Raw genomic sequence first — 24831 nt, 5'->3', positions numbered from 1 at the left:
GTGGGGTCTATAATGACAAGGAAGTTTAATGTTAACAATGAAAGGGCGAGGCAACATGGAAAACCAAGTAGGTTTGGTCCTAGAAGGTGGAGGAATGCGTGGTGTTTATACTGCAGGTATCCTTGAATACTTCTTGGAATCACAGTTATTTTTTCCATATGTTATTGGGGTATCTGCAGGTGCATGTAATGCAGCCTCCTATTTGTCGAAGCAAAAAGGGAGAAATAAAACCGTTACGATTGAATATGCTTCCGACCCTAGATATATTTCGTGGAAAAATTATTTTCGAAATCGGCAATTTTTTGGCATGGATTTTATTTTTGACGAAATTCCAAATAAACATGTCCCGTTCCATTATGATGTTTTTTACAATAGTCCTTCAGAATTTGTTGTGGGGACAACAGATTGTCTGACAGGAGAGCCTGTTTATTTTAAGAAAAAGGATTACAGAGATGACCTTTTAACCGTAATACGGGCATCAAGCTCCCTTCCATTTATTGCACCTGAAGTCCGTTTTAAAGATAAAATATTACTTGATGGGGGGATTAGCGATCCCATTCCAATCAAGAAAGCACAACAGGATGGATTTGCAAAAAATATCGTGATTCTTACAAGAAATGAAGGGTATTTGAAAAAGCCCTCAAAGTTTCATTTTCTGGTAGATCGTAAGTATCCAGAATACAAAGGCTTGCAACAGTCCCTTAGGAACAGATATCGAATATATAATGAAACGGTCGAATATGTTGAGCAGGAAGAGAAAAAGGGGAATGTTTTGATTATCCGCCCATCCCAGCCATTAAAGGTCGGTAGAATGGAACGGAATCCCCATAGGCTGGAAGAGCTTTACAATCAGGGCTACGAAGATGCCAGGGCATCTATGTCAACGATAATTAACTATATTAAGAATTAAAAGAAGAGACCATTTCGTTTCTTCTTTTTTAGTGTAATTGCAAACTTCTATCATTTTTTTGGTTTATAGTAAATAAACTAAGAAAAGAGGAATTGATAAGGAGTTTTCTAGATGAAAATAAATGAATATTACCGGGATACAGCTCATTTGAACTTAAATGGTAGTATTGCTTCATTATTGCCAGTCATCATAATCATCGCTGGCAACCTTAGTATTTTTAAAACAAAAGAAATCATGTTATTAACGATCCCATTTCTTATCTATAGTTTGGTTAGTTTCCAATTCTATCTATTTAGAAGACGGCAGTCGATTTCAATTGACAGACAGCTGAAGAAATCTGAGGCCGGAAGAAGGTCTTTATTTGAATCACGCTATTTACTAGTTTTCTTCCTGAACACTAAATCTTCTAGGCTGCTATTTTACTTTCCGAACGGGCATCTTGCTGGAATGATTAAGAGATATCGAGGCAGTGGGACGAAGAAGCTATCCTTTTCAAAAATTTATGCACTCTATTCGATGGAGAACCAGAACCAAGCCATAGGTTACTATAAGGTTAATGGTGGAAAAACGATAAAAATAGAGGTATTTAATCATCGAAGGCAATATTTAGGCAGTTTTGAGCGAAGTAAAAAGGATTGGAGAACATCCAAAAAGGAATTACTAGATTCGAAAGGAAAGTATATTGGTGAAGTAGAAGGTGCTGTTGCTTTTATGGATGAACAATTCATAAACCACGATCACTTTCAGGAAGCACGTCTTCGTCGTGGATGGATGCCATTGGAGTGGAGTCCCTTGTTTCCAGAGCCGAATACACCGGTACTTTCCATGAGAGAGAGTTTATCTGAACAAGACAAACTCCTTCGGATGTCATTTTTGATTAATGAATATTTTATCGAAAGATAGAAGTTTCGACAGTTTCCCTCACGAACATTGTTTGGTATGATAAATAGAATACTTATATCAAGGTAGTAGGGGGATAACAATGGAAGTCCAATTAATTAAAGGTCATGGATCGGGAAATGACTTTCTAATTATCGATGAAATGTCGAATCAATATGTATTTTCTGAGAGTGAACGAGCAGATCTCGCGAGAATGTTATGTAATCGTCAGTCTGAATTAGGGGCTGATGGGATTCTTTTCGTGATGAATAGCAAACATGCAGACGCAAGAATGCGTGTCTTTAACTCAGATGGGTCGGAAGCATCCATGTGTGGAAATGGATTGCGTCTTGTTGCAAGATATGTATGTGAACACCTTGGTCAAAATAAAGCTGTCATTGAAACAATGAAAGCAAATTTAAAAGTGAGCAAACAAAATGAACTTTTACCAGATATTCATACCTACCAAGTGGAAATTTCCCCTGTGTTGTTTGAATTAAAAGCTCTGCCTTTAAATTTAAATAAACCGACCCTTTTCAATGAAAAAATTGAGGAACTATCAGCAGATTTAAGGTTTACCGCACTTGCTGTTCCTAATCCGCACCTCATTGCAATTGTTGAAGCAGAACACCTTGAAGGTGACCTGCAAAAACATCTTAGTGAAAAAGTAAATGGTCCCAATCATTTGTTCCCAGACGGTGTTAATGTAAGCTTTGTTAAACATTTACAACCTGGTGCTATATATGTTAGAACATTTGAGCGTGGTGTTGGTTTTACTAATGCCTGTGGGACTGCCATGTCAGCATCCACCCTCGTTACTTGTTTACTGGAATTAAATAAATTGGAAAACGTCGTAAATGTTTATAATAATGGTGGAAAAGTTCAATGTGTAGCCCATGAAAGCGAGGGTAAATACACGATTGACTTAATAGGCAATGCCACCTATCTTTATAATGCTACAGTAAATGTGGATTTAGAGAATCATTCATTTACAATTTCATCTAAAACAGAACTTTCTGAGCAGGGAACTTATGAGCAATTGCAAAATGAAGCAAAAAAGTTTGTTGAAACGAATATGAAAGGATAGGGTCAGCCCTATCCTTTTTTGTTTGCCCTATTTTTTAACACCTCCAACACAGGTCCAAATGGTTGTATCGATTTTGATTGAAAATAATCTGTAAAAGGATCTCCTTGTTGGCGAATTCGCTTTAATGCATTTTCCATATTAAACGAAACAGGTTTGAGTTTTTCAGTTACTTCATCCCAATATAGGGGTGTGGCGACACCTGCATGTTCATTTCCCCGCATTGAATAGGGGGCAACAATGGTTTTCCCCTCGCTATGCTGCACATAATCAACATAAAGTCTGTTTCCGCGGTTTTTCTTCATTCTTTCAATTGTAAAGGAATCAGGATCCTTTGAAATCAAATATTCAGCAATAAAGCTTGTAAATAATCTTGTATCGTCATAAGTGAATTCATTTTCCGGCAAAGGCAGGTAGACTTGCAATCCTTTGTTTCCAGACGTTTTAATGAAAGCGATTAAATTTAATTGATCGAGGACTTCTTTGATTAACAATGCTGCTTTTACCGCCAACTGAAAGTGCTCCTTAGAGGGCGGATCTAAATCAAAAACAATCTCACTTGGTCCCTTGCTATTGATGGTTTGAAAGGGGATGTGGAATTCAATTGCTAATTGATTGCCAAGCCATACGAGCGTTTTTAGATTATTGCAGAGGATATAGTCAATCCCCTCATCAGCATGTGTTTGTACAAAGTCAGGCGCATAATCTGGACAATTTTTTTGATAAAACGCTTCACCAAACATCCCGTGCGGATAGCGGATGACGGTTAATAAGCGATTGTTCAAAAATGGCAGCATATAGGGTGAAATTTCTCGCAAGTAGTGAATATAGTCTGCTTTATTAATAGCTAATTTTTCCCATAATGGTTTATCTGGGTGGGTTATATCAAGGTCCCCTGGCAGGTTTTTTTGTGCATAGATAAAGCGATCATATGTACACTCAGTAGGTTCTAAATCAAAGCGAAATCGATCAAAATGGGGTTCACGAAGTTGGTTTTCATAAAGCTCTAAATATTTCACCTCCAGGCATATGGCCGGTTCAACAATTATTAATTGAGCTTCTTCACGAAGCATATTTTGTTTTATTGTGTGTTGTAGTGCTTGTTTTTCTTCTGGTTTAAATCCGAATAGGACCTGACCTATTGGATGGATTTTTTTGTCCTTAAAAACACTTACATAAAAATATCCATTGGTTTTATCATAGGCGTTGATAAAACAACTTACATATTTCCAATTTTTATACTTTAACCACTGTAGGGAGCGTTTTCCCTCTTCCCAAAGACTGTTTTTTTGTTTGGCAATAATTCCTTCCCCATCAGACAATACAACTTTTTCCCAAAGCGGCTCAAATTCTTCATGTGCCTGAACAAGTTGAAGGAGTTGTTCGTTGTAGGGGTCAGCCTCAAGTTGAAAGCCGACTTTTTCGAACAATTTGATGAGTTCCTTTTTGCGTTGTTGAAAATCAAGTGAACGTAATGATTTCCCAGCGCTTTTCAGTATGTCAAACACCATTAGGCGACAAGGGGATTTACTGGCTTGCTCGCGAATCTTTTTTTCTGATCTTAATCGTCCGCGCACTTGAATCATCGAGAAATTGGCTTTGTGTGTGTTTTCTAATGAGACAAGTTCTCCGTCTAATTGTAGAGGTAGAAACGGTTTAAAGTGATTTTCGTGTTTTAATAAAAATTCCTTTATTTCTGGGAATTGGGGGAGAAGAGATTTTTCATTCCGGCTAATAAGTTCAATTCCATGAGAACTCCATTCTAAAAGGGCTCGAAATCCATCATATTTTACTTCGTAGAGCGATTCAGGATGAACAGGGAGATCAAATGTAAGGCTGGGCAGCATCGGCTTCATGGATAAATGGTCCCTTCTTTTTCATTTATTTTGTTTAAAAATACTTAGATTCATTCTTTTCCAAATGTTTTTAGGAATGTGAATGTCTTGGGAACGCAAAATAATAACAAAAAGATTGGAGAAATACAGATGCATACGATGTGGAAGGGAAGTATTAGTTTCGGGCTTGTAAATATACCCATCAAACTTCATACGGCAACAGAAGATAAAGATATCAAACTTCGGACCCTGCATAACAAATGTCATGCTCCGATTAAATATGAGAAAATTTGTTCTGTCTGCGAGGAAGAAGTGAAACCAGAGGATATCGTTAAAGCGTATGAGTATACAAAAGGGAAATTTGTCGTTCTGGATAATGAAGAGCTTGAAAAGTTACGTAAGGAAAATGAGGATAAAGCAGTTGAAATTATTGATTTTGTTAAAATGGAACAAATTGATCCAATTTACTACGATCGCAGTTATTATATGTCTCCAAGCGAGGGGGGAGGCAAAGCCTATTCCCTGCTGAGAAAAGCATTACTAGAGTCAAAAAAAGTCGGTCTTGCCAAGATTATTATCCGTTCTAAAGAGCAATTAGCAGTTATACGTGTGTATGAAAATGTGTTAATCATGGAAACCATCCACTATCCGGATGAAGTTCGAAAAGCGGGTGATGTGCCAAGTGTACCTGCTGAAGACAAGGTAACCGAAAGAGAACTTGATACTGCAATCATGTTGATTGACCAATTGACATCAGATTTTAACCCTGAAAAATATACGGATGATTACAGAACTGCATTACTTGAACTAATTGAATCGAAACGAAATGGACAAGAAACCGTATCAGCAGCAACGAAGGAAGTCGCTTCAAATGTCACAGACTTAATGGCGGCATTACAAGCATCCATTGACCGGACGAAGCCTCCAAAAACGGCTGCGCCAAGAAAGAAAACAGCGCCAAGAGTCAAAAAACGAGCATAGGGAAGTGTTGACAAAACCGATTCGTATCCATGAATCGGTTTTTATATTAGTTCTTTCATCCAAAAAATAAGCATATTTTTTAGAAATATAATTTTTTGGGGGAGATACTTTTGGCTTATAATGTGCTCATGATTGCTGATCCAGGGATTGATGATTCTTTTGCCATAATGTATGCCTTATTAAATCCAAAAATCAACCTAGTGGGTATTGTCAGTGGTTATGGCAATACACCGAAGGACAAATCAGTTAAAAATACAGCCTACTTGTTAACATTAGGCGGCAGAGCAGATATTCCAATCATTGCAGGCACCGCAGGACCGTTATTAGGTGAACCGATTACATATTACCCGGAGATACATGGCGAAGAAGGATTAGGACCTATTAAACCTCCTGATACAATAAAGAATGTGAAGGTATATGACATAAACAAAATCAGTGAGATAGTAACTCAATATGAAGGTAACCTTATAATTGTTTCGGTAGGGAGATTGACCGAGTTAGCCTTAATGTTTATCTTATATGGAAATGAAGCACTTAAAGGAGTAAATGCTTTCTTTATTATGGGTGGGGCTTTTTTAGTCCCGGGGAATATTAGTGCTGAAGCCGAAGCTAATTTTTATGTTGACCCAATTGCTGCACATACGGTGATGGAAAAAGCACATAATATCAACTTATACCCATTAAATGTTACCAATAAAGCACTTATCACGCCCGAAATTATGGACTTTCTTAGCCAAAACAGCCCCACACCTTTCCGCCCGCTATTAAAACCGGCTTTTGATTATTACTTTAAAGCCTATCAGAAAAATGTCCCGGGTATAAAAGGAGCACCGCTTCATGACGTAGTACCGCTGATGGCGCTAACTGAACCTGATTTAGTGAAATATATCCCAAAACGAGTGAGAGTGGAGCAATTTGGGAATGCCAAGGGAAAAAGCATTGCAGACTTTCGACCAAAGCCAGATCAGGAACCCACTGAAACACTTGATAACATCGGGATGGAAATTGATGTAACAAAATTTTCTGTCAACTTTGTAGAAATATTCTTACAAGGTGAATTTAATAAAGAATAATGAAACTAACTTCGAGTTTCATATTCTGTTAGGATGAGACAAGTTTTACAAGTTATTATTATACTGAAATATTTTCTCTGAATTTCCTGGTTTTTGAAATTCAAATTGACGGTATGGCAAAAATCTGTTAAAATGAAGGTACGCTTTTAAGTTGGTTAAATATATATATTGGTTTCAGTAGCCGTAACTGCACGAACATGTGGGTGATGTCTATTACCCGAACGTGTCAGTACGTCTTTTTTATTTTTTTTAACTGAAAATTAAAGTGAACAATTATTTTGGGGGTTAATTCATGAATAACGGTAAAGTTAAATGGTTTAATGCAGAAAAAGGTTTTGGATTTATCGAAGCAGATGGCGGTCAAGACGTATTTGTTCACTTTTCAGCAATTCAATCAGAAGGCTTTAAAACTTTAGAAGAAGGCCAATCAGTATCATTCGAAATCGTTGAAGGTGCTCGTGGACCACAAGCTTCTAACGTTAAAACAGTTTAATTCTATTAAAATAAAAAGGTGATGCACTAGTTTTAGCATCACCTTTTTATCTATAAAATTTATATTTGATAAACTAGTTTCAGTTGGCAATGGAACACTGCTAAATGATGTATTTCCATGTTATTTAGCTAACAAACAAAAGGGTAAAAACAGTCATGCACTAATTATAAGGGGTGATCGTTTTGGCGTTTGGTAGAAAAAGTGATGAGGAAATCAAATTAGAAGAAACGAAAATATGGGTGTGTAACTCAGCAACTTGTAAATGCTGGGTACGTGACAATTTTAAAAGCACGGATGTGCCATTATGCCCGATTTGTAAAAGTGAAATGAGTTTAACAACAAAAGAATTACAAGTGATTCATAACCATAGTAAAAACTTTATGTAATAAAAAAACAGGGAGTGATTAATCACTCCCTGTTTTTTATTCTGATGCATGCTCTTTACAATAGGCAAGGACCAGTGCCTCTTCATCTTCCTCAAGTACAAAGTCTAGAACATTTTCACTCCCTTGTTCATAAAGGTAAAAATTGGTGATTTTCTCACCATTTTCATCGCTAACGAAAATAGTTCTTAGGCCAATTCCTTTATCCGAATATAGCTCATCTTCTTCATCAACCTCTAGTTCGAGGAAAAACTCATAGCGGTCACCTGATAATAAACCGAATGGATCTTCTAATTTTTCAACTGTGTGTCCAGTAATGTTCAAGTGTATCATCCTCTGCAAAATATTCATCCATCCTATTATACACATTTTTGTTTCAACAAGAAAAAATTGAATCGATTTTGATATTTTTAGCGTATATTGTGATTTTTATATATAACGCCATAAATCTCTGGCGTTTTTTTTATATATTGAAAAACAGGAAAACCTACATATTATCCTGTGGTAATTTATGAACTTTCAGAAAACGTTCAAAAACATTCAAATAATGATTGTTTTTGAAAGAAAATGATTGAAATGTGCAATCGTTTTCAGTATTATATAGTTACCGAATAAAAAAACTAGGTGGTGATGACATGTTAACACCAGAACGTCATCGGATTATCATGCAATTATTAAAAGCGAAAAATGTAATAAAAATTAATGAAATTATGGAGTTAACCGAGTCTTCGGAGTCAACTATACGCCGAGACCTCTCACAATTAGAGGAACAAAAGTTTTTAAAGAGAATTCATGGAGGTGCCTCAAGATTACAAGGTAAACTTCAAGAACCCAGTATGATTGAGAAATCATCCAAAAACCTTCAAGCAAAGCGGTTGATTGCACAATATGCGGCCAGTTTAGTGGACGAAGGTGATAGCATTTACCTTGATGCTGGCTCAACAGTTATTGAAATGATAGAATTCTTGAACTTTAAGGATATCGTTGTAGTCACGAATGGCTTAATGCATTTAAAACCTTTATTAGATAAAGGTATATCCACTTACTTAATTGGGGGCTTGGCAAAGCCTAATACCAATGCATTTATCGGAAGAGGAGCTTTAGCAGGTTTGGACCTTTACCGTTTTGATAAATGTTTCATGGGTGTGAATGGTATTCATCCGCAATTCGGCTATACAACACCGGATCAGGAGGAAGCTTTGGTAAAGCAAAAGGCAATGGCTCTTTCAAGAGAGACATTTGTGCTATCGGATAATACGAAATTTGCTGAAATTTCATTTTCCAAGGTTGCTGATATTCACGAAGCAGTCATTATCACGAATGAATTAGATGACGAAACACAAAAGCAGTACTTAAATAGAACGACAATAAAGGTTGTGACAACATGATTTACACATTAACGTTAAATCCCTCTGTTGATTATATAGTTAAACTAGAGAGCTTTCAGCTCGGAGAGTTAAACAGGACAGTGGAGGAAGCAAAATTTCCTGGCGGGAAAGGAATTAATGTGTCAACAGTTTTGAAACATTTTGGCACAAGCAGTATAGCACTAGGTTTTATTGGTGGTTTTACCGGTGCGTACATTGAACAGTATCTTCAAAAGGAACTGATTGAAACAGATTTTGTCAAGGTTGATGAAGATACACGAATCAACGTAAAACTAAAAACGGGTCAAGAGTCAGAGATTAATGCAAATGGACCGAAAATCACGGCAGAAAACTTTTCATTATTAAAACAAAAAATAAAGAAACTAAGTGCCGATGATTTATTGGTACTGGCTGGAAGCATTCCTAGTAGTTTACCGAAAACTACCTACGAGGAACTAGTTAAAATCTGCAGTGAAAGCAGTGCACAATTTGTGGTGGATGCAGAAGGGGATTTATTAAAAAAAGTTCTACCTTATCGTCCATTATTAATCAAACCAAATCATCACGAGCTTGGGGAATTATTTGATGCTACCATTACAAACGCTGAAGAAGTTATTCCATTTGGGAAAAGACTCGTAGAGATGGGAGCAAAAAATGTCATTATTTCGCTCGCTGGTGAAGGGGCAGTGCTGATAAATAGTGAAACAACACTTTTAGCAGAAGTTCCAAAAGGAGAAGTGAAAAATTCAGTAGGTGCAGGTGACTCAATGGTCGCAGGTTTCTTAGCAGCCTATGTAAAAACTCGAAATATTGAGGAAGCTTTTCGCTATAGCGTGGCCTCAGGAAGTGCAACAGCTTTTTCACTAGGTCTATGTACCAAGGAAAAAGTGGAAGAACTCCTGCCACAAGTTCATATAAAAGAGATCCTTTAAGGGAGAGAAAATCATGAAAATTACTGAATTGTTATCTAAAAATACGATTCTTTTAAATATAGAAGGCAATCAAAAAGAAGCAACAATTGATCAGTTGGTTGATGTCCTTTCAAAGGCGGAGAAAATTTCTGATCGTGCTGAATTTAAAGCAGCCATCTTAAAGCGTGAAGAACAAAGTACCACAGGTATTGGGGATGGAATAGCTATCCCTCATGCGAAAACAAAAGTAGTAAATGAAGCAGCCATTGTCTTTGGAAAATCAGCGGCAGGTGTTAATTATGAATCATTGGATGGAAAACCAGCACATTTATTTTTTATGATTGCTGCTCCGGATGGTGCGAATAATACACATTTAGAAGCATTAGCACGGCTCTCAGGATTGTTAATGAAAGCGGAAGTGCGTTATGAGTTATTAAAGGCAACAACTCCTGAGGAAATCCTTGATACTATAAACCGCTACGATAAAGAAGATAAACAGGAAACCGTAACAAAAGAAACTAAGAATAATTTAATCGTAGCTGTAACAGGGTGTCCAACGGGTATTGCCCACACCTATATGGCAGCTGATTCTTTAAAAGCAAAGGCAGCTGAATTGGGTGTTGATATTAAGGTTGAGACAAATGGCTCAGGAGGAGCAAAAAATGTCCTAACTAAAGAGGAAATTGAAAATGCGACAGCAGTCATTATCGCTGCAGATATCAATGTCGAGATGGAAAGGTTTAAGGGTAAACACGTAATCCAAGCAGCGGTAGCTGAAGGAATCCGTCGCCCTGCGCAATTGATCGACAAAGCGGTTAAACAAGACGCACCAATTTTTAAGGGGAATAACGGGCAAAGTGAAAATACAGAGGATCAAAAAGGATCTCGTACAGGCTTTTACAAGCACCTGATGAATGGCGTTTCAAATATGCTTCCCTTCGTGGTTGGAGGAGGAATTTTAATCGCAATTAGCTTTATGTTCGGATATAATTCTGCAAATCCAGATGACCCATCATATAACCCTATTGCAGCCGTTATTAAGGCCATTGGTGGGGATAATGCATTCGCATTAATTGTTCCAGTACTTGCGGGCTTTATTGCCCTCAGTATTGCTGATCGTCCAGGTTTCGCCCCAGGTATGGTAGGCGGTATGATGGCGGCTCATGGTGGAGCCGGTTTCCTTGGTGGTTTAGTTGCAGGTTTTCTAGCAGGTTACATTGTCTTACTGTTAAAGAAAGTGTTTGCAGGCCTTCCACGTTCTCTTGAAGGAATTAAAAGTATCTTACTTTATCCACTATTTGGAATTGCGATTACCGGATTTTTAATGCATTATGTCGTAAACAATCCAGTTGCATGGGTGAACAAGGAAATTGCTGATTGGTTAACAGGTCTTGGAACAGGGAATGCCGTATTATTGGGTATAGTACTAGGACTTATGATGTCATTCGATATGGGTGGACCAGTTAACAAGGCTGCCTATGTATTTGGAACAGGATTATTAGCAAGTGGTGTCTATGAACCAATGGCGGCAATTATGGCTGCAGGTATGGTCCCGCCGCTAGCTATTGCACTTGCAACGACATTCTTCAAAAATAAATTTAATGATCAAGACAAAGATGCAGGAAAAGCTTGTTATGTCATGGGTTTATCCTTCATTACAGAAGGCGCGATTCCTTTTGCAGCTGCTGATCCATTACGTGTCATTCCTTCTGTTATGGCTGGTTCGGCCATTGCAGGCGCATTATCGATGGCATTCGGAATTGGTCTCCGTGCCCCACACGGCGGAATATTTGTTGTCCCATTGGTAGAAAATGGTGCCCTTCTTTATGCACTTGCCATTGTAGTGGGCTCTATTGTTTCAGCATTATTAATCGGTTTTCTAAAAAAACCAGTAAAATAATATGTATATAAAGAGCTGAGGACTTACCTCAGCTCTTTTGGTCTTGTGCATTGGGTTTGATCGCCATCAATGCAACAATGGCTGCAATAATACTTAAACTACCTAATAGGATAAAAATCCAATGAGTTTCTTTCTTTAGTAACAATGCAATAATTGGTGGTCCTGCCGCCACTCCAATAAATCTCATTGAACTATAAATGGATGAAATGGTGCCTCTTTCTTCCTTTTCAACACCCTCAGTAATCAAGGCATCTAGACAAGGTAACCCAGAACCAATACCTACTCCGCTAATAAGAAACATGGTAATTACGTACCAAAGTTTTATCGAAAACCACAAGGCACCAATCGATAGGGCTGTAGCAATCACACCACCAAATGTCATCCACTTCATGAGAACTTTATTTTTCTTAATCACTTTTCCGCTGATAAACGAGGATAAACAAAGAGCACCAAGTGGTAAAGCTAGAAAGAAACCTTTCTTGATATCCTTAATGCCATATTCTTTTTCAAAAAGTTCGGACAGATAAAACAAAATTCCAAAAAGGACAAACATTAAAATTCCACCAATAAAAAAGATGGCGTAAAGCCAGCGTCCCTTTTCAGTAAAGGTTTTTTTCACATTAATGAAGAAATCTTTAAATGGAATGGGTTTCTGTGTTGATTTTGGGCTTTTAACCAAGAACATAATCATCAAAACAGAAATGGCACAAAATACAGGAAAGGAAAAAAACGGCATAAACCAAATGATTCCCGCAAGAAAAGCCCCTAAAATAGGGCTTAATACCTTTCCAAACGTATTTGATGTTTCTATTAAACCCAGACAACAGCTAACATCATCCTCATTTTTAAACATATCCCCAACCAATGGCATAACGATTGGAGCTGCTCCAGCAGCTCCAACCCCCTGAAGGGCGCGGCCAGCTAAAATTATCCAATAAGCATCATTCATTTTCCATGCAGCAAAACCTGAAATCAGCCCGCCAATTCCAGCAATGATAAGGCTTGGAATAATGACTTTTTTTCGACCAATATGATCTGATAAGTATCCGGCAACAGGTATTAGGAAAATAGCAACAATCGAATAAACAGTAATAACCATACTGGTTTGAAAGGAAGAAATCGACAACTTTTTTTCCATTGAAGGTAGAACTGGAATTAACATCGAATTACCCAACGTCATGACTAGTGGAATGGAAGACAGTGAGATGATTGCCCACTTCTGATTAGCTATTTCATTCGATCGCTTTTGTCCCGCTGCTGATTGTTTCTTTTTGGCAGCTTTTGGATTTTGGCTTAAATGTTCAATATGCTCCATTAATCTTCAATCCCGCCTTCGTTATTTGCTACTATTACTATTTGCTTATTCAGTATAAAAAAACCTTGTTGGAATATCCTTTAACTGGAATAAATAAAAAAATAAGCTGTGGCTTGTAAAATAGAACGGAAAAACTAATTTTCAAATTAATTAAAAAATTTATGAATTTTTCCCTTGACTTTAGAGAGAAATTTGCGTAGGATATAAATCAAAGTTAAATAATTAACTCGTTGAACAAGAGGAGTACACTTATTTATTTCTTCTAAGAGAGTCGGGGGAGGTGGGAGCCCGATAAGAAAGGATTTGTGGAATGGACTTGTGAGAGGCATCTTGAATCTAAGTAGGGATGCACGGGTCTCCACCGTTAAAAGGATAGGATATCGAACAGTTTGTTCCGTATCTGAAGAGGAAGCAGAGCAATCGGCTGCTTCAAACAGAGGTGGCACCACGACCATAGAATCGTCCTCTATATGCGTAAAATTTTTGCGCATATAGAGGACGATTTTTTTTTATTTAGAAGGGGGTCCAAACATGAAAACTAAAATGGATTTTTTCATAAAAGAAATTAAAGGAGACACGCTTACACCCATCTCCATCTTAAAAAAAATAAATGGGAAAAAGAAATTCCTATTAGAAAGCTCACATAAGTATAATGCCTCTGGCCGATATTCCTTTATTGGAGCAGAGCCTGCATTTGAACTTATTTCGAGGGGGGATCGGAATGAGATTCTAAAAGAGAATGGTGAAAATGAAGTGATAAAGGGTAATCCTCTAGAAGTGTTAAAGAAACTAATCCCCCCCATGGATTTTGAAGAGTATCCCTTCCCATTTATTGGAGGCGCAGTTGGATTTGTAGGCTATGACATTATTAGGCAGTATGAAGTGATAGGAGAAGAATTTCCAAACGGTATGGAAATGCCGGATGTACACTTAATGTTTTATGAAGAAGTTATCGTCTTTGATCATCTTCAAGACAAGGTTTTGATTTGTGGTTGTCCTTTAACGAAGGAGAGCGACACCGCTGTAATTGAGAAAAGAATCAATCGCAGAATAGAGGAACTCAAGCAGCCTACTTTTTACCCAACAGAAGAGCCATTTGATTTTTCAGGCTTTGACTCTGAAACAACAAAAGAAACTTTTATCAAAAATGTAGAAATCGCGAAGCAACATATATTAGCTGGTGATATTTTTCAAGTGGTTCTTTCTAGGAGGATGAAATCAGCTTTTAACGGAGATCCATTATCACTTTATCGCAAACATCGGGCTAATAATCCAACACCCTATATGTTCTATATTGACTTTGACGGGTATACCGTGATTGGTTCATCTCCAGAGAGCTTAATTAAAACAAGAGCACAAACAGTTATTTCGAATCCTATCGCAGGTACAAAAAGACGAGGGAGGACAAATGAAGAAGATTTGTTGATTGAACAAGAATTGAAAAATGATGAAAAGGAACTAGCGGAGCATAAGATGCTAGTTGATCTTGGCAGAAATGACCTCGGAAAAATTTGCGAATTTGGGTCCGTTCAAGTGGATAAGTATATGGCGGTGGAGAAATACCGACATGTGATGCACCTTGTCTCAGAAGTAAGCGGTCATTTAAAATCCGACAAGACAGCCATAGATGCCCTCGCTGCCTGTCTTCCGGCCGGGACTGTTTCAGGTGCCCCTAAGGTTCGTGCGATGGAGATTATTAACTCATTGGAAAAGTCAAAACGAGGGTTATATTCAGGAGCTGTTGGATATATTTCCGCGGATGGAAATATGGATTTTGCCCTTGCGATTCGAACGACGATTTTAAAAGAGGGTTCGGCTTATATACAAGCTGGGGCTGGGATTGTATATGATTCGAATCCAGAGTCCGAATATCAAGAGACGATAAACAAACTAAACTCTTTCTTGGAGGGTGAGAAATGATTTTACTGATTGATAATTTTGACTCGTTTACATTCAACCTCTATCAATATTTAGGGGAACTTGGGGAACAAATAACAGTTTTTAGGAATAATCAGCTAAGCATGGAACAAATCAAGGAATTAAACCCTAAAGCAATCATTCTTTCCCCGGGACCAGGGAAGCCGGAGGATGCCGGAATTTGCATCGAAGTAATTCAAACATTTTTTAATAAGATCCCTATCTTAGGAATTTGCCTCGGTCATCAAGCGATCGGTGCAGCATTCGGTGGTGAGATTAAAAGGGCACCCCTAATCAAGCATGGAAAAACATCGTTCATATCGCATCAGTGTGATGGATTATTTAAAGGCTTGCCAAACCCATTAGAAGTGATGCGGTATCATTCATTAATCATTGAAAAGAGTAGTATTCCTGAAGAGCTCGAAAGGATTGCTCACTCGGACGATGATCAGGAAATTATGGCAATCAGGCATCGTGACTATCCTGTTTTTGGTCTACAGTTTCATCCGGAGTCGATCGGTACTCCTACAGGAAAACAAATCCTAAATAACTTTTTAAATGAGATAGAGAGGATGAAGAAAAATGAAGAATTATTTACTCCAATTAGCTGAACGTGAATCATTTTCTGAAAAACAAATGAAAGAAGCCGTTAGTTTCATTTTAGGGGAAGAGGTTTCAGAATCTGAAATTGCTGCCTTCTTAATGGGCTTGAAATCAAAAGGAGAAACAGTCGAAGAAATTACCGGAATAGTTAAAGCAATGAAGGCAAATACACTGAAATTTAATGAGAACATCTCTGGCGTTCTTGATAATTGCGGAACCGGAGGAGATGGGTCTTCCAGTTTTAATGTGAGTACTACTTCTGCTTTTGTGATTGCCGGTGCGGGCATTCCGGTTGCCAAGCATGGCAATCGAAGTGTTTCGAGTAAAACGGGTAGTGCTGATGTACTTGAATACTTAGGGATTAATTTAAATCTGTCAGCAGAAAGAACAGAAGAAATTCTTCAGGAAATCGGCTTATCCTTTTTATTTGCTCCAAATGTTCATCCAAAATTAAAGAAAGTTATGACCGTTCGAAAACAATTAAAGATTCCAACGATATTTAACTTTATTGGACCACTTACAAACCCAATTGAGTTGGACTATCAATTGTTGGGTGTGTATCGGAGAGATTTATTGAATGTGTTTGCTGAAGTGCTTTTCAAGTTAGGACGCAAGCGGGCCGTTGTTATCAATGGAGCAGGCTTTATGGATGAAGCATCGCTTCAAGGGGAAAATCATTTAACTATTTTAGAGAATGGCGTAATTACAAGTCAGTCATTCTTCCCAGAAGAAATCAATCTTCCACAATATGATAACAGTTGTATTAGAGGTGGAGATTCTAAAGAAAACGCTGAAATATTAATCAATGTGTTAAAAGGGGAAAAGGGCGCTTGCCGTGATACTGTGTTACTGAATTCCGGGCTTGGGATATTTACAGCAGGTAAAGCTAACTCCATTAAAGAGGGTATATTGGTGGCAAGAGAAATTATTGATTCTGGTGCTGCTTATGAAAAACTAAATACACTTATCGAAAAAACACAAGCAGCAGGGCAGAAAGAGGCGATATAAGTGGCAACCATCTTAGATAAGATCATTGACCAAAAGAAAAAAGAAGTTCGGATTCTTCGTGAAGGTAACCTCCAACAAGTTGAATTGAACAACCCGAGAAGATCTTTTATTCAAAAGCTTAAAACAGCTGATCAAATATCGATAATCTCAGAGTTTAAGAGGGCATCACCATCGAAAGGGATCATTAATAACACGATTGAGCCTGCCTTTCAGGCGGGGCTTTATGAAGAATATGGTGCATCGGCTATATCCGTTTTAACGGATCAAACCTTTTTTAAAGGCAGTTTCTCTGATTTAAGAGCGGTTCGGAGCCAGGTAAATCTGCCGATTCTCTGTAAAGACTTTATTATTGATGAGGTGCAAATTAATCTGGCTGCTTCAAATGGGGCGGATCTCATCTTACTAATTGCAGCTGCATTAGACGATCAAAGATTAGTTGAACTTTTTCAATATGCGAAGGGATTAGGCCTTGAAGTATTAGTGGAAGTTCATAATCAGACTGAATTGGAAAGTGCACTTAAAACAGGTGCGAAGTTGATTGGAGTTAATAATCGCGACTTAAAGACGTTTCATGTTTCTCTTGAGGTAACTGAGAACTTAGCTTCGGAGGTAAAAAACTCTGGTGCATATCTCATTAGTGAAAGCGGGATTCATCACCAAGAAGATGTAGCACGAGTTAGAAATGCAGGAGCCAATGGAATATTAGTGGGTGAGGCATTAATGAAAAGTCCTAATGTGAAACAATCGTTTTTAGATTTTCGCTTGCCACTTATTGTAGGTGTCAAGAAATGAAAGTGAAAATCTGTGGAATTACTGATATCGAAACTGGTGTGGCAGCGGCACGTTATGGTGCTGATGCTATTGGATTCGTCTTTGCAGAAAGTAAGCGCAAGGTCACCATAGAGAAAGCACAAGAAATTATTGCTCATTTACCGAATGAGGTGTATAAGGTCGGTGTTTTTGTAAATGAAACAAGGGATGAAATAGAGAAAGTTGCTGCTTCTGTGGGCCTTACACATATCCAATTACACGGAGATGAAACAGGAGGTTTCAGTGAATCGCTGTCATTGCCTGTTATAAAATCAATAAGTTTTCAAGGAAATGGAGGCTTAGCTGCAGTGGACGATTTTCCATGTGAATTTATTTTATTAGACAGTCCTAAGGGAAAATACAGAGGCGGAAATGGAACGGTATTTAATTGGAATGAGGTCGATCCTCACCTTATTAAAAATCACAAAATAATCCTTGCTGGTGGATTGCATGTTGATAATGTGGAAGAAGCGATAAGAATGATCAAACCATGTATGGTTGATGTTAGCTCGGGGGTAGAAACCAACGGGAAAAAGGATTTAGAAAAGATTAAAACATTTATAGAAAAAGCGAAAAGCATACCTGTAGGGAGGTAAAAGGGAATGAACACTTATACATTACCGAATGAGCAAGGCCACTTCGGCATTTTCGGGGGAAGATTTGTCCCTGAGACATTGATGAAAGCAGTAATTGAACTTGGTGAAGCGTATGAAAGCGCGAAAAAGGATCCTTCCTTTCAAGTGGAAATTCAAGATTTATTAAAAAACTATGTTGGTAGAGAAACTCCATTGTATTATGCAGATAACCTAACAAGACATGCCGGAGGAGCTAAGATTTTTCTTAAAAGAGAAGATTTAAACCATACAGGCGCCCATAAAATTAATAATGCGATTGGGCAGGCACTTTTAGCCGTACGAATGGGAAAGAAAAAAATCGTTGCTGAAACGGGGGCTGGCCAGCATGGTGTAGCAACCGCGACCGTTTGTGCCTTATTAAATCTTGAGTGTATCGTTTTTATGGGTGAAGAAGACATCAAAAGGCAAGCTCTTAATGTTTTTAGAATGGAATTGCTGGGTGCAAAGGTTGTTAGTGTTACCTCCGGAAGCGCCACATTAAAGGATGCAGTTAATGAGGCGTTAAGATACTGGGTAGAAAATGTAGATGATACACACTATTTATTGGGATCTGTTATGGGGCCGCATCCATTTCCTCAGATGGTCAGGGATTTCCAAAGCGTGATTGGCAAGGAAACAAAACAGCAGTTTCAACTAAGCGAAGGGTCGCTTCCGGATGCCGTGGTAGCCTGTATTGGCGGTGGGAGCAATGCGATGGGGATGTTCTATCCATTTATCGAGGATGAAGAGGTTAATCTCTATGGTGTAGAAGCAGCTGGACAGGGTGTGGATACAAAGTACCATGCAGCCTCCTTAACAAAAGGAAGTCCCGGGGTATTACATGGAGCACTCATGTACCTTTTACAAGACCAGGATGGTCAAGTTCAAGAAGCACATTCTATTTCGGCCGGGCTAGATTATCCTGGTATTGGACCGGAGCATAGCTATTTACATGATATTGGCCGTGCAAAATACCATTCGATTACTGATAAAGAAGCACTAGACGCTTTTCAGCTTCTTTCTAAACTTGAAGGAATCATTCCAGCACTTGAGAGCGCGCATGCCATTGCCTTTGCAGTGAAGCTAGCTGCAGAAATGGACGAATCCCAAAAAATTGTAGTGTGCTTATCAGGGCGCGGTGATAAAGATGTTGATACGGTGAAAACACGTTTAAGAGAGGAGAGATAAGAAATGAACCGTTTTGAAAAAACTTTTGCATCTTTGAAAGAGAATAATAGAAAAGCGTTTGTCCCTTACATCATGGCAGGAGATGGCGGGCTGGAATGCTTGGTTGATCGCCTTCAATTATTAGAGAAATTTGGTGCAACGGCCATTGAAGTGGGGGTTCCATTTTCGGATCCAGTGGCCGATGGACCAACCATCCAGCAAGCGGGAATTAGATCACTTGGAAATGGTACAACGCTTAAAAGTATTATTACAGAACTAGGAAAGGCACGAAAGGAAATTAATGTTCCTATCCTGCTTATGACTTATTTAAATCCAATTTATCGCTATGGGATCAATGAATTTGTCCAAGATGTACGGAATGCAGGTGTGGACGGGTGTATTATTCCTGATTTACCGATCGAAGAGGAAGGAATTATTACACCGCAGCTAGAAGAAGCTGAAATAGAATTAATTCGGCTTGTCACACTCACAACACCAATTGAGCGAATCAAAACCATTGCAAATAAGGGCAAGGGATTTTTATACACGGTTACAATTAAGGGGATTACAGGTGTGAGAAATGAATATGATTCGGAATTGAATCAATTCTTACAGAATGTAAAAGCTCTAAGTCCAATCCCTGTCTTGGCGGGCTTCGGTATTTCAAGCCAAGAACAAATATTAGACTTAACAAAGCACTGTGATGGAGTTATAGTTGGCAGTAAAATTGTCGATCAATTTCATAACGGAAAACTGGATGAGATGGAAAAGTTAATGTCTGTTTTTAAACCAATATCCAAAATGGTGTAACCGCACAGATTAATCTTCTTTCCTTGAATGCAAGGGATGTTTCCTGTATAATAGATACGTAATTGACATGAGTTTACTTTTTTTCGAAACTTCCCGTTGTGGAAGTTTTGTTTGTTTTCTAATAGATATTTTAATGTAATCATTAAGAGTAATTTTTTGAGGAGCGTAGATGATATGAAAGAAATGACGGTCGAAGGGCTTTTCGCGACAAAGAACCCAGTAATCATTGATATACGCTCACCAATTGAGTTTAAGGATGGCGCAATTCCAGGAGCGATTAATGTACCATTATTCACAGATGACGAACGGCAAGTAATCGGCACAATTTATAAACAAGAAGGACCTGCAGTTGCAAAATGGAAGGCAATGGAAATTGTTTCGCCTAAAATTCCTGACCTATTGCACACGATAAAGAATACCATTTCCAATGATACCGAGCTGATTATCCATTGTTGGCGAGGTGGGATGAGAAGTAAAGCAGTGGTCACGTTTCTCGAGTTTGCAGGTATTTATGCTAGTAGGCTAGTAGGTGGATATAAAGAGTACCGCCACTATATTCTTGAACAGTTACCAACAATGCTTCCCCGAAAAGCTGTTGTCCTTCATGGACTAACAGGGGTTGGGAAAACAGAGGTCTTAAAAATCTTAAAAAAAAGAGGCTATCCAATTTTAGATCTTGAAGAGATGGCAGGGCATCGCGGTTCGATATTCGGAACAATTGGCCTGGGGGATGGTCATAATCAAAAAACATTTGACTCCTTACTATACAAAGGGCTTACCGAAATAAAGGGTGCAGAATACTTTCTCGTGGAAGCAGAAAGCAAAAGAATCGGAAAAGCAGTCCAAACCGAGGAACTAATGGATAAAAAAATGAGAGGTATTAATATCAACCTAAATACCTCGATTGAACAAAGGGTAGCACATCTTGTGGCGGAATATGTACATCCTTATCAGAATGAGCCATGGTATTTTGATAAGATTTCTGATGGGATTGAAAAAGTGTTAAGACGTATTAAAGCGATTGACATCAGAAATTCACTTATCCAAGCGTTATCTGATCGTAATTATCCTGATATGATTCGCAATTTACTTGAACACTATTATGATCCAAGGTATGACCATGCGAAACAAGAGTATAAAGGGGAATTCATTGAGATTTTTGCTGATAATCCAGTGGAGGCAGCGGAAAAGATTGCAGGAGTACTTAAAGAATTATCCTTTTATCCTAATGCGTTTACAAGTAATGAGGTGAAAATGAAAAACCGCTGAATCCTTTCAGCGGTTTTTTCGTGTTAACGATTTTTAAATGGTTTTAGGCCGCGGCGTTTGATTTCATCTTTTAAAATCTTAATCCATTCTTTTTCCTTGTCAGACTTTAATGCATCCCGATACGAAACAACTAATTGCTCATTACTCATAATTTTCATACTTATGAATGCCTCCTCAAGAAAATGGATTGAATATTCAGTTTTTATAATTGTAATGGTTTTTTGACCATTTGAGAACCCAAAATTAATAAAATTTTTAAATAGTTCACAATTTCTTAATGCATTGATTTTGTTGCGCACCACCAGCCATTTTGATTATACTAGGAGTGGGACAAAGAACGAAAGGAAGGGTGCAGCAATGATTCATCTATCATGGCGTGATCGTGAAACTATCAAAAAAATAAAATGCGTTCATACGGATGCCAAAAAATATCTTGTCAATAATGCTTTAACGGCTGGGAAAGTCTATGATGTAAAAAATGAGACTGAAGAATTTTATTACATTGTTGATAATACAGGAAAAGTAGGCGGCTTTTACAAGGAATATTTTCAAGATGCATAAAAGGAGGACTGTGGAGCAAAGCCCGCAGTCTTTTCTTATGAAAAAGGGGGAGAATGATTAATGGATAAATTATGGAGCGATCTATTTTCGTTACAAGGGGAAACGGTAAAATTAATTCCTGTCAGTATGGATCATTTAGACGGTTTGTGGGAAGCAGCGGAACCAGATGAAATCTGGACGTATATGGCGACAAAAATTCGCTCAAAAGAGGATATGGAACGAATGATAGACGCTGCCATAAAGGCACGTGAACATGGAACAGATTATACCTTTACGGTTGTAGACAACAATGAACATATCATTGGGAGCACACGATTCTTAGATATACTCCCAAACCATAATAGTGCGGAAATTGGCTCGACGTGGTATCACCCGAATGTATGGCGGACCAAAGTAAATACTGAATGTAAATTTCTTTTATTAAGACATGCATTTGATGTTTGGAACCTTACTCGTGTTCAATTAAAAACGGATTCTCGAAATATAAGATCCCAAAAGGCGATTGCAAGAATCGGTGCCGTGAGAGAAGGAGTATTACGGAAAGATCGGATTATATCAGATGGATATGTAAGGGATACAGTATTTTTTAGTATCCTTCATGATGAATGGGAAGACATAAGCACCCAATTAAAAGGCAGGTTGCAAAGGTAAGAAAACTGTCAAATTAATGGCAAATAACTACCCAAAAAAAGAAGCATCCAAGGACGCTTCTTTTTCAATCTGACTATTTTTGTTTGACTTGAACTTTTGGTGTCTTATTGGTTTGATAAAGACTTTTACTAATCATTGTTTGAATAATCAGGAACGTACCACCGACTACCCAATAAAGAGGAAGGGCTGCGGGTGCGTTAAATGAAAACATAACAATCATTAATGGGGAGAGTAAACCCATATATTTCATTTGGTCTGCCTGGGCGGAAGGCATATTTGACTGAGAAACTTTAAATTGGAAGTAGTAAATAACCCCGGCAATAATCGTAATAATGATGTCAGGATTTCCTAGGCTGAACCATAAAAACTCATGAGTTTTTATCTCTTCTGAACCACGAATCGCATAATAGAAACCAGTTAGAATAGGCATTTGGATTAGCAATGGAAGACAGCCCATATTTAATGGATTAACCCCATGCTTTTTATAAAGTCCCATCATTTCTGCTTGAAGTTCCTGCTTTTTCTTTGGATCCTTTTCGGTTTTCATTTTAGACTGAATGACATCCATTTCAGGCTTTAACACATCCATTTTTTCCTTCATCGCCATTTGATTTTTATACTGCCTTAACATAAGCGGCATTAGGGCAAGCCTTATAATCAGAGTAACAAGAATTATGGACAAACCATAATTTCCATTAAAAAGTTCCGCTAAATAATGGATAAAATTTGAAAAAGGTTCGACAAAGTAAGTATGGAAAAATCCACTATTGTTGTTTCCACTTTTTGTTTGGGACGAACATGCAGATAATAATAAAGTCGTTAAAGCTAACATTGTTACAAAAATAATAGAAGATCGTTTGTTTTTCATATTTCCTCCTAGAATGGTTTATTAATTTTTATGGACAAAAAAGGGAGGAAACAGGTTCTTCAGAATCATCCTGTGAATATTCTTTTCTACGAAAATATATAACAATTCTTTTCAGAATAAAGCTGCCATTTAAACAACTTTTCTTAAGATAAAGTACCAATGGGTGAATAATATTTGTCCTTGCTGGATCAGATAAGGAACCAACAAAAGAATATTCCACACTCCATGCCCATAATAACTTTAAAGCAATTCCTAAAAAAATACTTACATAAAGAGCGTTAAGGGCATTTATATCTGAACTGTCGATAAGCAATTGAAACAAATATTATCACCTCACTTAAATGTCAATGATATGAGTATATAGGAGATAAGGTAAAGAATCAATTTAATACTTGCCAAAATGCCAGATTATGAAGATATTTACTTATTGGCCAATAGGATAAGTATTAAAGTTTCCAAATTATGCACAGTATCTAAAAACACTGATTCAAACCGAATCAGTGTTTTTGGATTGGTGCATTCCAGTGTGCAGTTATTTTTTTATAGGCAAACTCCACATTTTCCTCTGTGGGCGGCTCAATAGAATGGAGTTGATATTCATGTCCGAGTGCTTCCCACTTATAAACACCGAGTTTGTGGTAGGGAAGAATTTCAATCTTTTGGACGTTATTAAGTGTCCCAATAAATTCACCAAGTTTTGTTAAATCATCAGGATCATCTGTTATCGTTGGAACGAGCACGTGGCGAACCCAGATAGGAACATGATGATTGGATAAGAATGTTGCGAATTCAAGAATATGGTCATTAGCCATTCCTGTTAATTGAATATGTTTTTTCCGGTTAATATGTTTCAGATCCAATAGGATTAAATCAGTATACTGGAGCAATTCCTCTAATTGGTCAACAAAAAGCTTTGAATGAGAGAAGCAGCCACCGGAAGAGTCAATGGTCGTATGAATCCCTTTCTTTTTACATTCCTTAAATAATTCTGTTAAGAAAGGGATTTGCAGCAAGGGTTCACCACCGCTCACTGTAATTCCACCACTAGAAGACTGAATAAAAGGCAGATAGGACATAAGATCATCCATGATATCGGAAACAGTCATTTCTTTGCCGCTGCCAATTTCCCACGTATCAGCATTATGGCAAAACTGGCACCGCAATAGGCAGCCTTGTGTAAAAATAACATAGCGGATACCTGGTCCGTCGACTGTACCTAATGTTTCGATTGAATGAATATTTCCGTTCATGATGATGATCCCCCTTAGTTTTCCAGGACCCCCGATTAAAGGGCCCTGAATGGTTAACAATATAATTAATTAATGAAGTTCTATGAATCCAGCTCCAGCGCCTAGGGGCTCGGGGTCATAAGCCAATCCGTCAAGAAGGTTAAAGAGCAACCTTCTCGCCGGCTCGTCTTAT

Annotated in this window: 27 protein-coding genes and 1 other annotated feature; of the genes, 20 read left to right on the top strand and 7 right to left on the bottom strand. The window is 37.9% G+C overall.

The window, feature by feature from the left end; all coding sequences use genetic code 11:
* Positions 1–55 precede the first annotated feature (55 nt).
* From AC4QJR_RS18870 to dapF, 3 genes are all read left to right on the top strand, one after another.
* Positions 56–910 carry a patatin-like phospholipase family protein gene (locus AC4QJR_RS18870; protein WP_098575042.1) on the top strand — a complete coding sequence of 285 codons (855 nt, stop codon included), beginning with the start codon at positions 56–58 and terminating at the stop codon, positions 908–910.
* Between the two features lie 111 nt (positions 911–1021).
* On the top strand, positions 1022–1813 hold the full coding sequence (locus AC4QJR_RS18865; RefSeq protein ID WP_496523862.1) for a hypothetical protein: 792 nt from the start codon (positions 1022–1024) through the stop codon (positions 1811–1813).
* Between the two features lie 79 nt (positions 1814–1892).
* The gene (gene dapF, locus AC4QJR_RS18860; RefSeq protein WP_496523861.1) at positions 1893–2876 is read left to right on the top strand and encodes a diaminopimelate epimerase; all 984 of its coding nucleotides are present in this window, start codon (positions 1893–1895) and stop codon (positions 2874–2876) included.
* An 8-nt stretch (positions 2877–2884) separates the two neighbouring features.
* Here dapF and AC4QJR_RS18855 read toward each other — a convergent pair whose 3' ends face one another.
* Positions 2885–4729, bottom strand: a complete 1845-nt coding sequence (locus AC4QJR_RS18855) for a DNA ligase D (RefSeq protein WP_496523860.1) — start codon at positions 4727–4729, stop codon at positions 2885–2887.
* Between the two features lie 129 nt (positions 4730–4858).
* Between AC4QJR_RS18855 and ku the strand changes: the two genes are divergently transcribed.
* The 4 genes from ku (at position 4859) to AC4QJR_RS18835 (ending at position 7641) form a co-directional block, all read left to right on the top strand.
* Complete coding sequence (ku, locus tag AC4QJR_RS18850) at positions 4859–5689, top strand: non-homologous end joining protein Ku (RefSeq protein WP_496523859.1); 831 nt, start codon at positions 4859–4861, stop codon at positions 5687–5689.
* 110 nt (positions 5690–5799) lie between these two features.
* Complete coding sequence (locus AC4QJR_RS18845; RefSeq protein ID WP_496523858.1) at positions 5800–6762, top strand: nucleoside hydrolase; 963 nt, start codon at positions 5800–5802, stop codon at positions 6760–6762.
* Between the two features lie 292 nt (positions 6763–7054).
* Positions 7055–7255: a cold-shock protein gene (locus AC4QJR_RS18840; RefSeq protein WP_066256683.1), complete on the top strand. Its 201-nt coding sequence runs from the start codon at positions 7055–7057 to the stop codon at positions 7253–7255.
* 182 nt (positions 7256–7437) lie between these two features.
* Positions 7438–7641 carry a cold-inducible protein YdjO-related protein gene (locus AC4QJR_RS18835; RefSeq protein WP_180230153.1) on the top strand — a complete coding sequence of 68 codons (204 nt, stop codon included), beginning with the start codon at positions 7438–7440 and terminating at the stop codon, positions 7639–7641.
* Between the two features lie 36 nt (positions 7642–7677).
* Here the strand turns inward: AC4QJR_RS18835 and AC4QJR_RS18830 are convergent, their stop codons facing one another.
* Positions 7678–7971 (bottom strand): DUF6509 family protein, encoded by a 294-nt coding sequence (locus AC4QJR_RS18830; protein ID WP_098575039.1) that lies wholly within the window; start codon positions 7969–7971, stop codon positions 7678–7680.
* A 302-nt stretch (positions 7972–8273) separates the two neighbouring features.
* On the opposite strand from AC4QJR_RS18830, the gene AC4QJR_RS18825 reads away from it, so the two are divergent.
* From AC4QJR_RS18825 to AC4QJR_RS18815, 3 genes are read left to right on the top strand one after another with little or no spacing between them, the layout of a single operon-like run.
* The gene (locus AC4QJR_RS18825) at positions 8274–9026 is read left to right on the top strand and encodes a DeoR/GlpR family DNA-binding transcription regulator (protein ID WP_496523857.1); all 753 of its coding nucleotides are present in this window, start codon (positions 8274–8276) and stop codon (positions 9024–9026) included.
* Entirely contained in the window at positions 9023–9937 is a 915-nt protein-coding gene (pfkB, locus tag AC4QJR_RS18820; RefSeq protein WP_496523856.1) for a 1-phosphofructokinase, read from the top strand. The genes AC4QJR_RS18825 and pfkB overlap by 4 nt, the downstream gene beginning before the upstream one ends.
* Before the next feature lie 13 nt (positions 9938–9950).
* A complete protein-coding gene (locus AC4QJR_RS18815) occupies positions 9951–11816 on the top strand; it encodes a PTS fructose transporter subunit IIABC (protein ID WP_496523855.1) in 1866 nt (621 codons plus the stop codon).
* A 28-nt stretch (positions 11817–11844) separates the two neighbouring features.
* Here AC4QJR_RS18815 and bcbE read toward each other — a convergent pair whose 3' ends face one another.
* The gene (bcbE, locus tag AC4QJR_RS18810) at positions 11845–13131 is read right to left on the bottom strand and encodes a bacillibactin exporter BcbE (RefSeq protein ID WP_496523854.1); all 1287 of its coding nucleotides are present in this window, start codon (positions 13129–13131) and stop codon (positions 11845–11847) included.
* 221 nt (positions 13132–13352) lie between these two features.
* Positions 13353–13601 (top strand) — a binding site (T-box leader).
* Positions 13602–13662: 61 nt separating this feature from the next.
* On the opposite strand from bcbE, the gene trpE reads away from it, so the two are divergent.
* From trpE to mnmH, 8 genes are all read left to right on the top strand, one after another.
* Positions 13663–15051: an anthranilate synthase component I gene (gene trpE / locus AC4QJR_RS18805; protein ID WP_496523853.1), complete on the top strand. Its 1389-nt coding sequence runs from the start codon at positions 13663–13665 to the stop codon at positions 15049–15051.
* A complete protein-coding gene (locus AC4QJR_RS18800; protein WP_496523852.1) occupies positions 15048–15659 on the top strand; it encodes an anthranilate synthase component II in 612 nt (203 codons plus the stop codon). The genes trpE and AC4QJR_RS18800 overlap by 4 nt, the downstream gene beginning before the upstream one ends.
* Positions 15631–16659 (top strand): anthranilate phosphoribosyltransferase, encoded by a 1029-nt coding sequence (trpD, locus tag AC4QJR_RS18795; protein ID WP_496523851.1) that lies wholly within the window; start codon positions 15631–15633, stop codon positions 16657–16659. Before AC4QJR_RS18800 ends, trpD begins: the two co-directional genes overlap by 29 nt.
* On the top strand, positions 16660–17451 hold the full coding sequence (gene trpC, locus AC4QJR_RS18790) for an indole-3-glycerol phosphate synthase TrpC (RefSeq protein WP_496523850.1): 792 nt from the start codon (positions 16660–16662) through the stop codon (positions 17449–17451). It abuts the gene before it with no gap.
* Positions 17448–18065: a phosphoribosylanthranilate isomerase gene (locus tag AC4QJR_RS18785; protein ID WP_496523849.1), complete on the top strand. Its 618-nt coding sequence runs from the start codon at positions 17448–17450 to the stop codon at positions 18063–18065. The genes trpC and AC4QJR_RS18785 overlap by 4 nt, the downstream gene beginning before the upstream one ends.
* A 6-nt stretch (positions 18066–18071) precedes the next feature.
* Positions 18072–19271, top strand: a complete 1200-nt coding sequence (gene trpB / locus AC4QJR_RS18780) for a tryptophan synthase subunit beta (RefSeq protein ID WP_251462236.1) — start codon at positions 18072–18074, stop codon at positions 19269–19271.
* A gap of 3 nt (positions 19272–19274) precedes the next feature.
* The gene (gene trpA / locus AC4QJR_RS18775; RefSeq protein WP_496523848.1) at positions 19275–20060 is read left to right on the top strand and encodes a tryptophan synthase subunit alpha; all 786 of its coding nucleotides are present in this window, start codon (positions 19275–19277) and stop codon (positions 20058–20060) included.
* 174 nt (positions 20061–20234) lie between these two features.
* Entirely contained in the window at positions 20235–21329 is a 1095-nt protein-coding gene (gene mnmH / locus AC4QJR_RS18770; protein WP_496523847.1) for a tRNA 2-selenouridine(34) synthase MnmH, read from the top strand.
* Between the two features lie 23 nt (positions 21330–21352).
* Here the strand turns inward: mnmH and sda are convergent, their stop codons facing one another.
* Positions 21353–21487, bottom strand: coding sequence for a sporulation histidine kinase inhibitor Sda (gene sda / locus AC4QJR_RS18765; protein ID WP_088088631.1), 135 nt, complete (start codon positions 21485–21487; stop codon positions 21353–21355).
* A gap of 199 nt (positions 21488–21686) precedes the next feature.
* Here sda and AC4QJR_RS18760 point away from each other — a divergent pair, with 199 nt between their 5' ends.
* Positions 21687–21890 (top strand): DUF6501 family protein, encoded by a 204-nt coding sequence (locus AC4QJR_RS18760; RefSeq protein WP_026563761.1) that lies wholly within the window; start codon positions 21687–21689, stop codon positions 21888–21890.
* A 60-nt stretch (positions 21891–21950) separates the two neighbouring features.
* Positions 21951–22541 (top strand): GNAT family N-acetyltransferase, encoded by a 591-nt coding sequence (locus tag AC4QJR_RS18755; RefSeq protein ID WP_496523846.1) that lies wholly within the window; start codon positions 21951–21953, stop codon positions 22539–22541.
* A 73-nt stretch (positions 22542–22614) separates the two neighbouring features.
* Here the strand turns inward: AC4QJR_RS18755 and yidC are convergent, their stop codons facing one another.
* The 3 genes from yidC to pflA form a co-directional block, all read right to left on the bottom strand.
* A complete protein-coding gene (gene yidC, locus AC4QJR_RS18750; protein WP_496523845.1) occupies positions 22615–23409 on the bottom strand; it encodes a membrane protein insertase YidC in 795 nt (264 codons plus the stop codon).
* A gap of 28 nt (positions 23410–23437) precedes the next feature.
* On the bottom strand, positions 23438–23731 hold the full coding sequence (locus AC4QJR_RS18745) for a hypothetical protein (RefSeq protein WP_251462249.1): 294 nt from the start codon (positions 23729–23731) through the stop codon (positions 23438–23440).
* A gap of 175 nt (positions 23732–23906) precedes the next feature.
* Positions 23907–24659: a pyruvate formate-lyase-activating protein gene (gene pflA, locus AC4QJR_RS18740; protein WP_496523844.1), complete on the bottom strand. Its 753-nt coding sequence runs from the start codon at positions 24657–24659 to the stop codon at positions 23907–23909.
* Between the last annotated feature and the right edge of the window lie 172 nt (positions 24660–24831).

The sequence above is a fragment of the Neobacillus sp. BP17 genome (assembly GCF_059579525.1).
The sequence above is the reverse complement of the archived record's forward strand: the minus strand, read 5'-3'. Positions and strand labels throughout refer to the sequence as shown.

Coding starts and splice junctions, on each gene's coding strand:
- AC4QJR_RS18870 (WP_098575042.1), top strand. CDS start 56: ATGGAAAACCAAGTAGGTTTGGTCCTAGAAGGTGGAGGAATGCGTGGT.
- AC4QJR_RS18865 (WP_496523862.1), top strand. CDS start 1,022: ATGAAAATAAATGAATATTACCGGGATACAGCTCATTTGAACTTAAAT.
- dapF (WP_496523861.1), top strand. CDS start 1,893: ATGGAAGTCCAATTAATTAAAGGTCATGGATCGGGAAATGACTTTCTA.
- AC4QJR_RS18855 (WP_496523860.1), bottom strand. CDS start 4,729: ATGAAGCCGATGCTGCCCAGCCTTACATTTGATCTCCCTGTTCATCCT.
- ku (WP_496523859.1), top strand. CDS start 4,859: ATGCATACGATGTGGAAGGGAAGTATTAGTTTCGGGCTTGTAAATATA.
- AC4QJR_RS18840 (WP_066256683.1), top strand. CDS start 7,055: ATGAATAACGGTAAAGTTAAATGGTTTAATGCAGAAAAAGGTTTTGGA.
- AC4QJR_RS18830 (WP_098575039.1), bottom strand. CDS start 7,971: ATGATACACTTGAACATTACTGGACACACAGTTGAAAAATTAGAAGAT.
- AC4QJR_RS18825 (WP_496523857.1), top strand. CDS start 8,274: ATGTTAACACCAGAACGTCATCGGATTATCATGCAATTATTAAAAGCG.
- pfkB (WP_496523856.1), top strand. CDS start 9,023: ATGATTTACACATTAACGTTAAATCCCTCTGTTGATTATATAGTTAAA.
- AC4QJR_RS18815 (WP_496523855.1), top strand. CDS start 9,951: ATGAAAATTACTGAATTGTTATCTAAAAATACGATTCTTTTAAATATA.
- bcbE (WP_496523854.1), bottom strand. CDS start 13,131: ATGGAGCATATTGAACATTTAAGCCAAAATCCAAAAGCTGCCAAAAAG.
- trpE (WP_496523853.1), top strand. CDS start 13,663: ATGAAAACTAAAATGGATTTTTTCATAAAAGAAATTAAAGGAGACACG.
- AC4QJR_RS18800 (WP_496523852.1), top strand. CDS start 15,048: ATGATTTTACTGATTGATAATTTTGACTCGTTTACATTCAACCTCTAT.
- trpD (WP_496523851.1), top strand. CDS start 15,631: ATGAAGAATTATTTACTCCAATTAGCTGAACGTGAATCATTTTCTGAA.
- AC4QJR_RS18785 (WP_496523849.1), top strand. CDS start 17,448: ATGAAAGTGAAAATCTGTGGAATTACTGATATCGAAACTGGTGTGGCA.
- trpB (WP_251462236.1), top strand. CDS start 18,072: ATGAACACTTATACATTACCGAATGAGCAAGGCCACTTCGGCATTTTC.
- trpA (WP_496523848.1), top strand. CDS start 19,275: ATGAACCGTTTTGAAAAAACTTTTGCATCTTTGAAAGAGAATAATAGA.
- mnmH (WP_496523847.1), top strand. CDS start 20,235: ATGAAAGAAATGACGGTCGAAGGGCTTTTCGCGACAAAGAACCCAGTA.
- sda (WP_088088631.1), bottom strand. CDS start 21,487: ATGAAAATTATGAGTAATGAGCAATTAGTTGTTTCGTATCGGGATGCA.
- AC4QJR_RS18760 (WP_026563761.1), top strand. CDS start 21,687: ATGATTCATCTATCATGGCGTGATCGTGAAACTATCAAAAAAATAAAA.
- AC4QJR_RS18755 (WP_496523846.1), top strand. CDS start 21,951: ATGGATAAATTATGGAGCGATCTATTTTCGTTACAAGGGGAAACGGTA.
- yidC (WP_496523845.1), bottom strand. CDS start 23,409: ATGAAAAACAAACGATCTTCTATTATTTTTGTAACAATGTTAGCTTTA.
- pflA (WP_496523844.1), bottom strand. CDS start 24,659: ATGAACGGAAATATTCATTCAATCGAAACATTAGGTACAGTCGACGGA.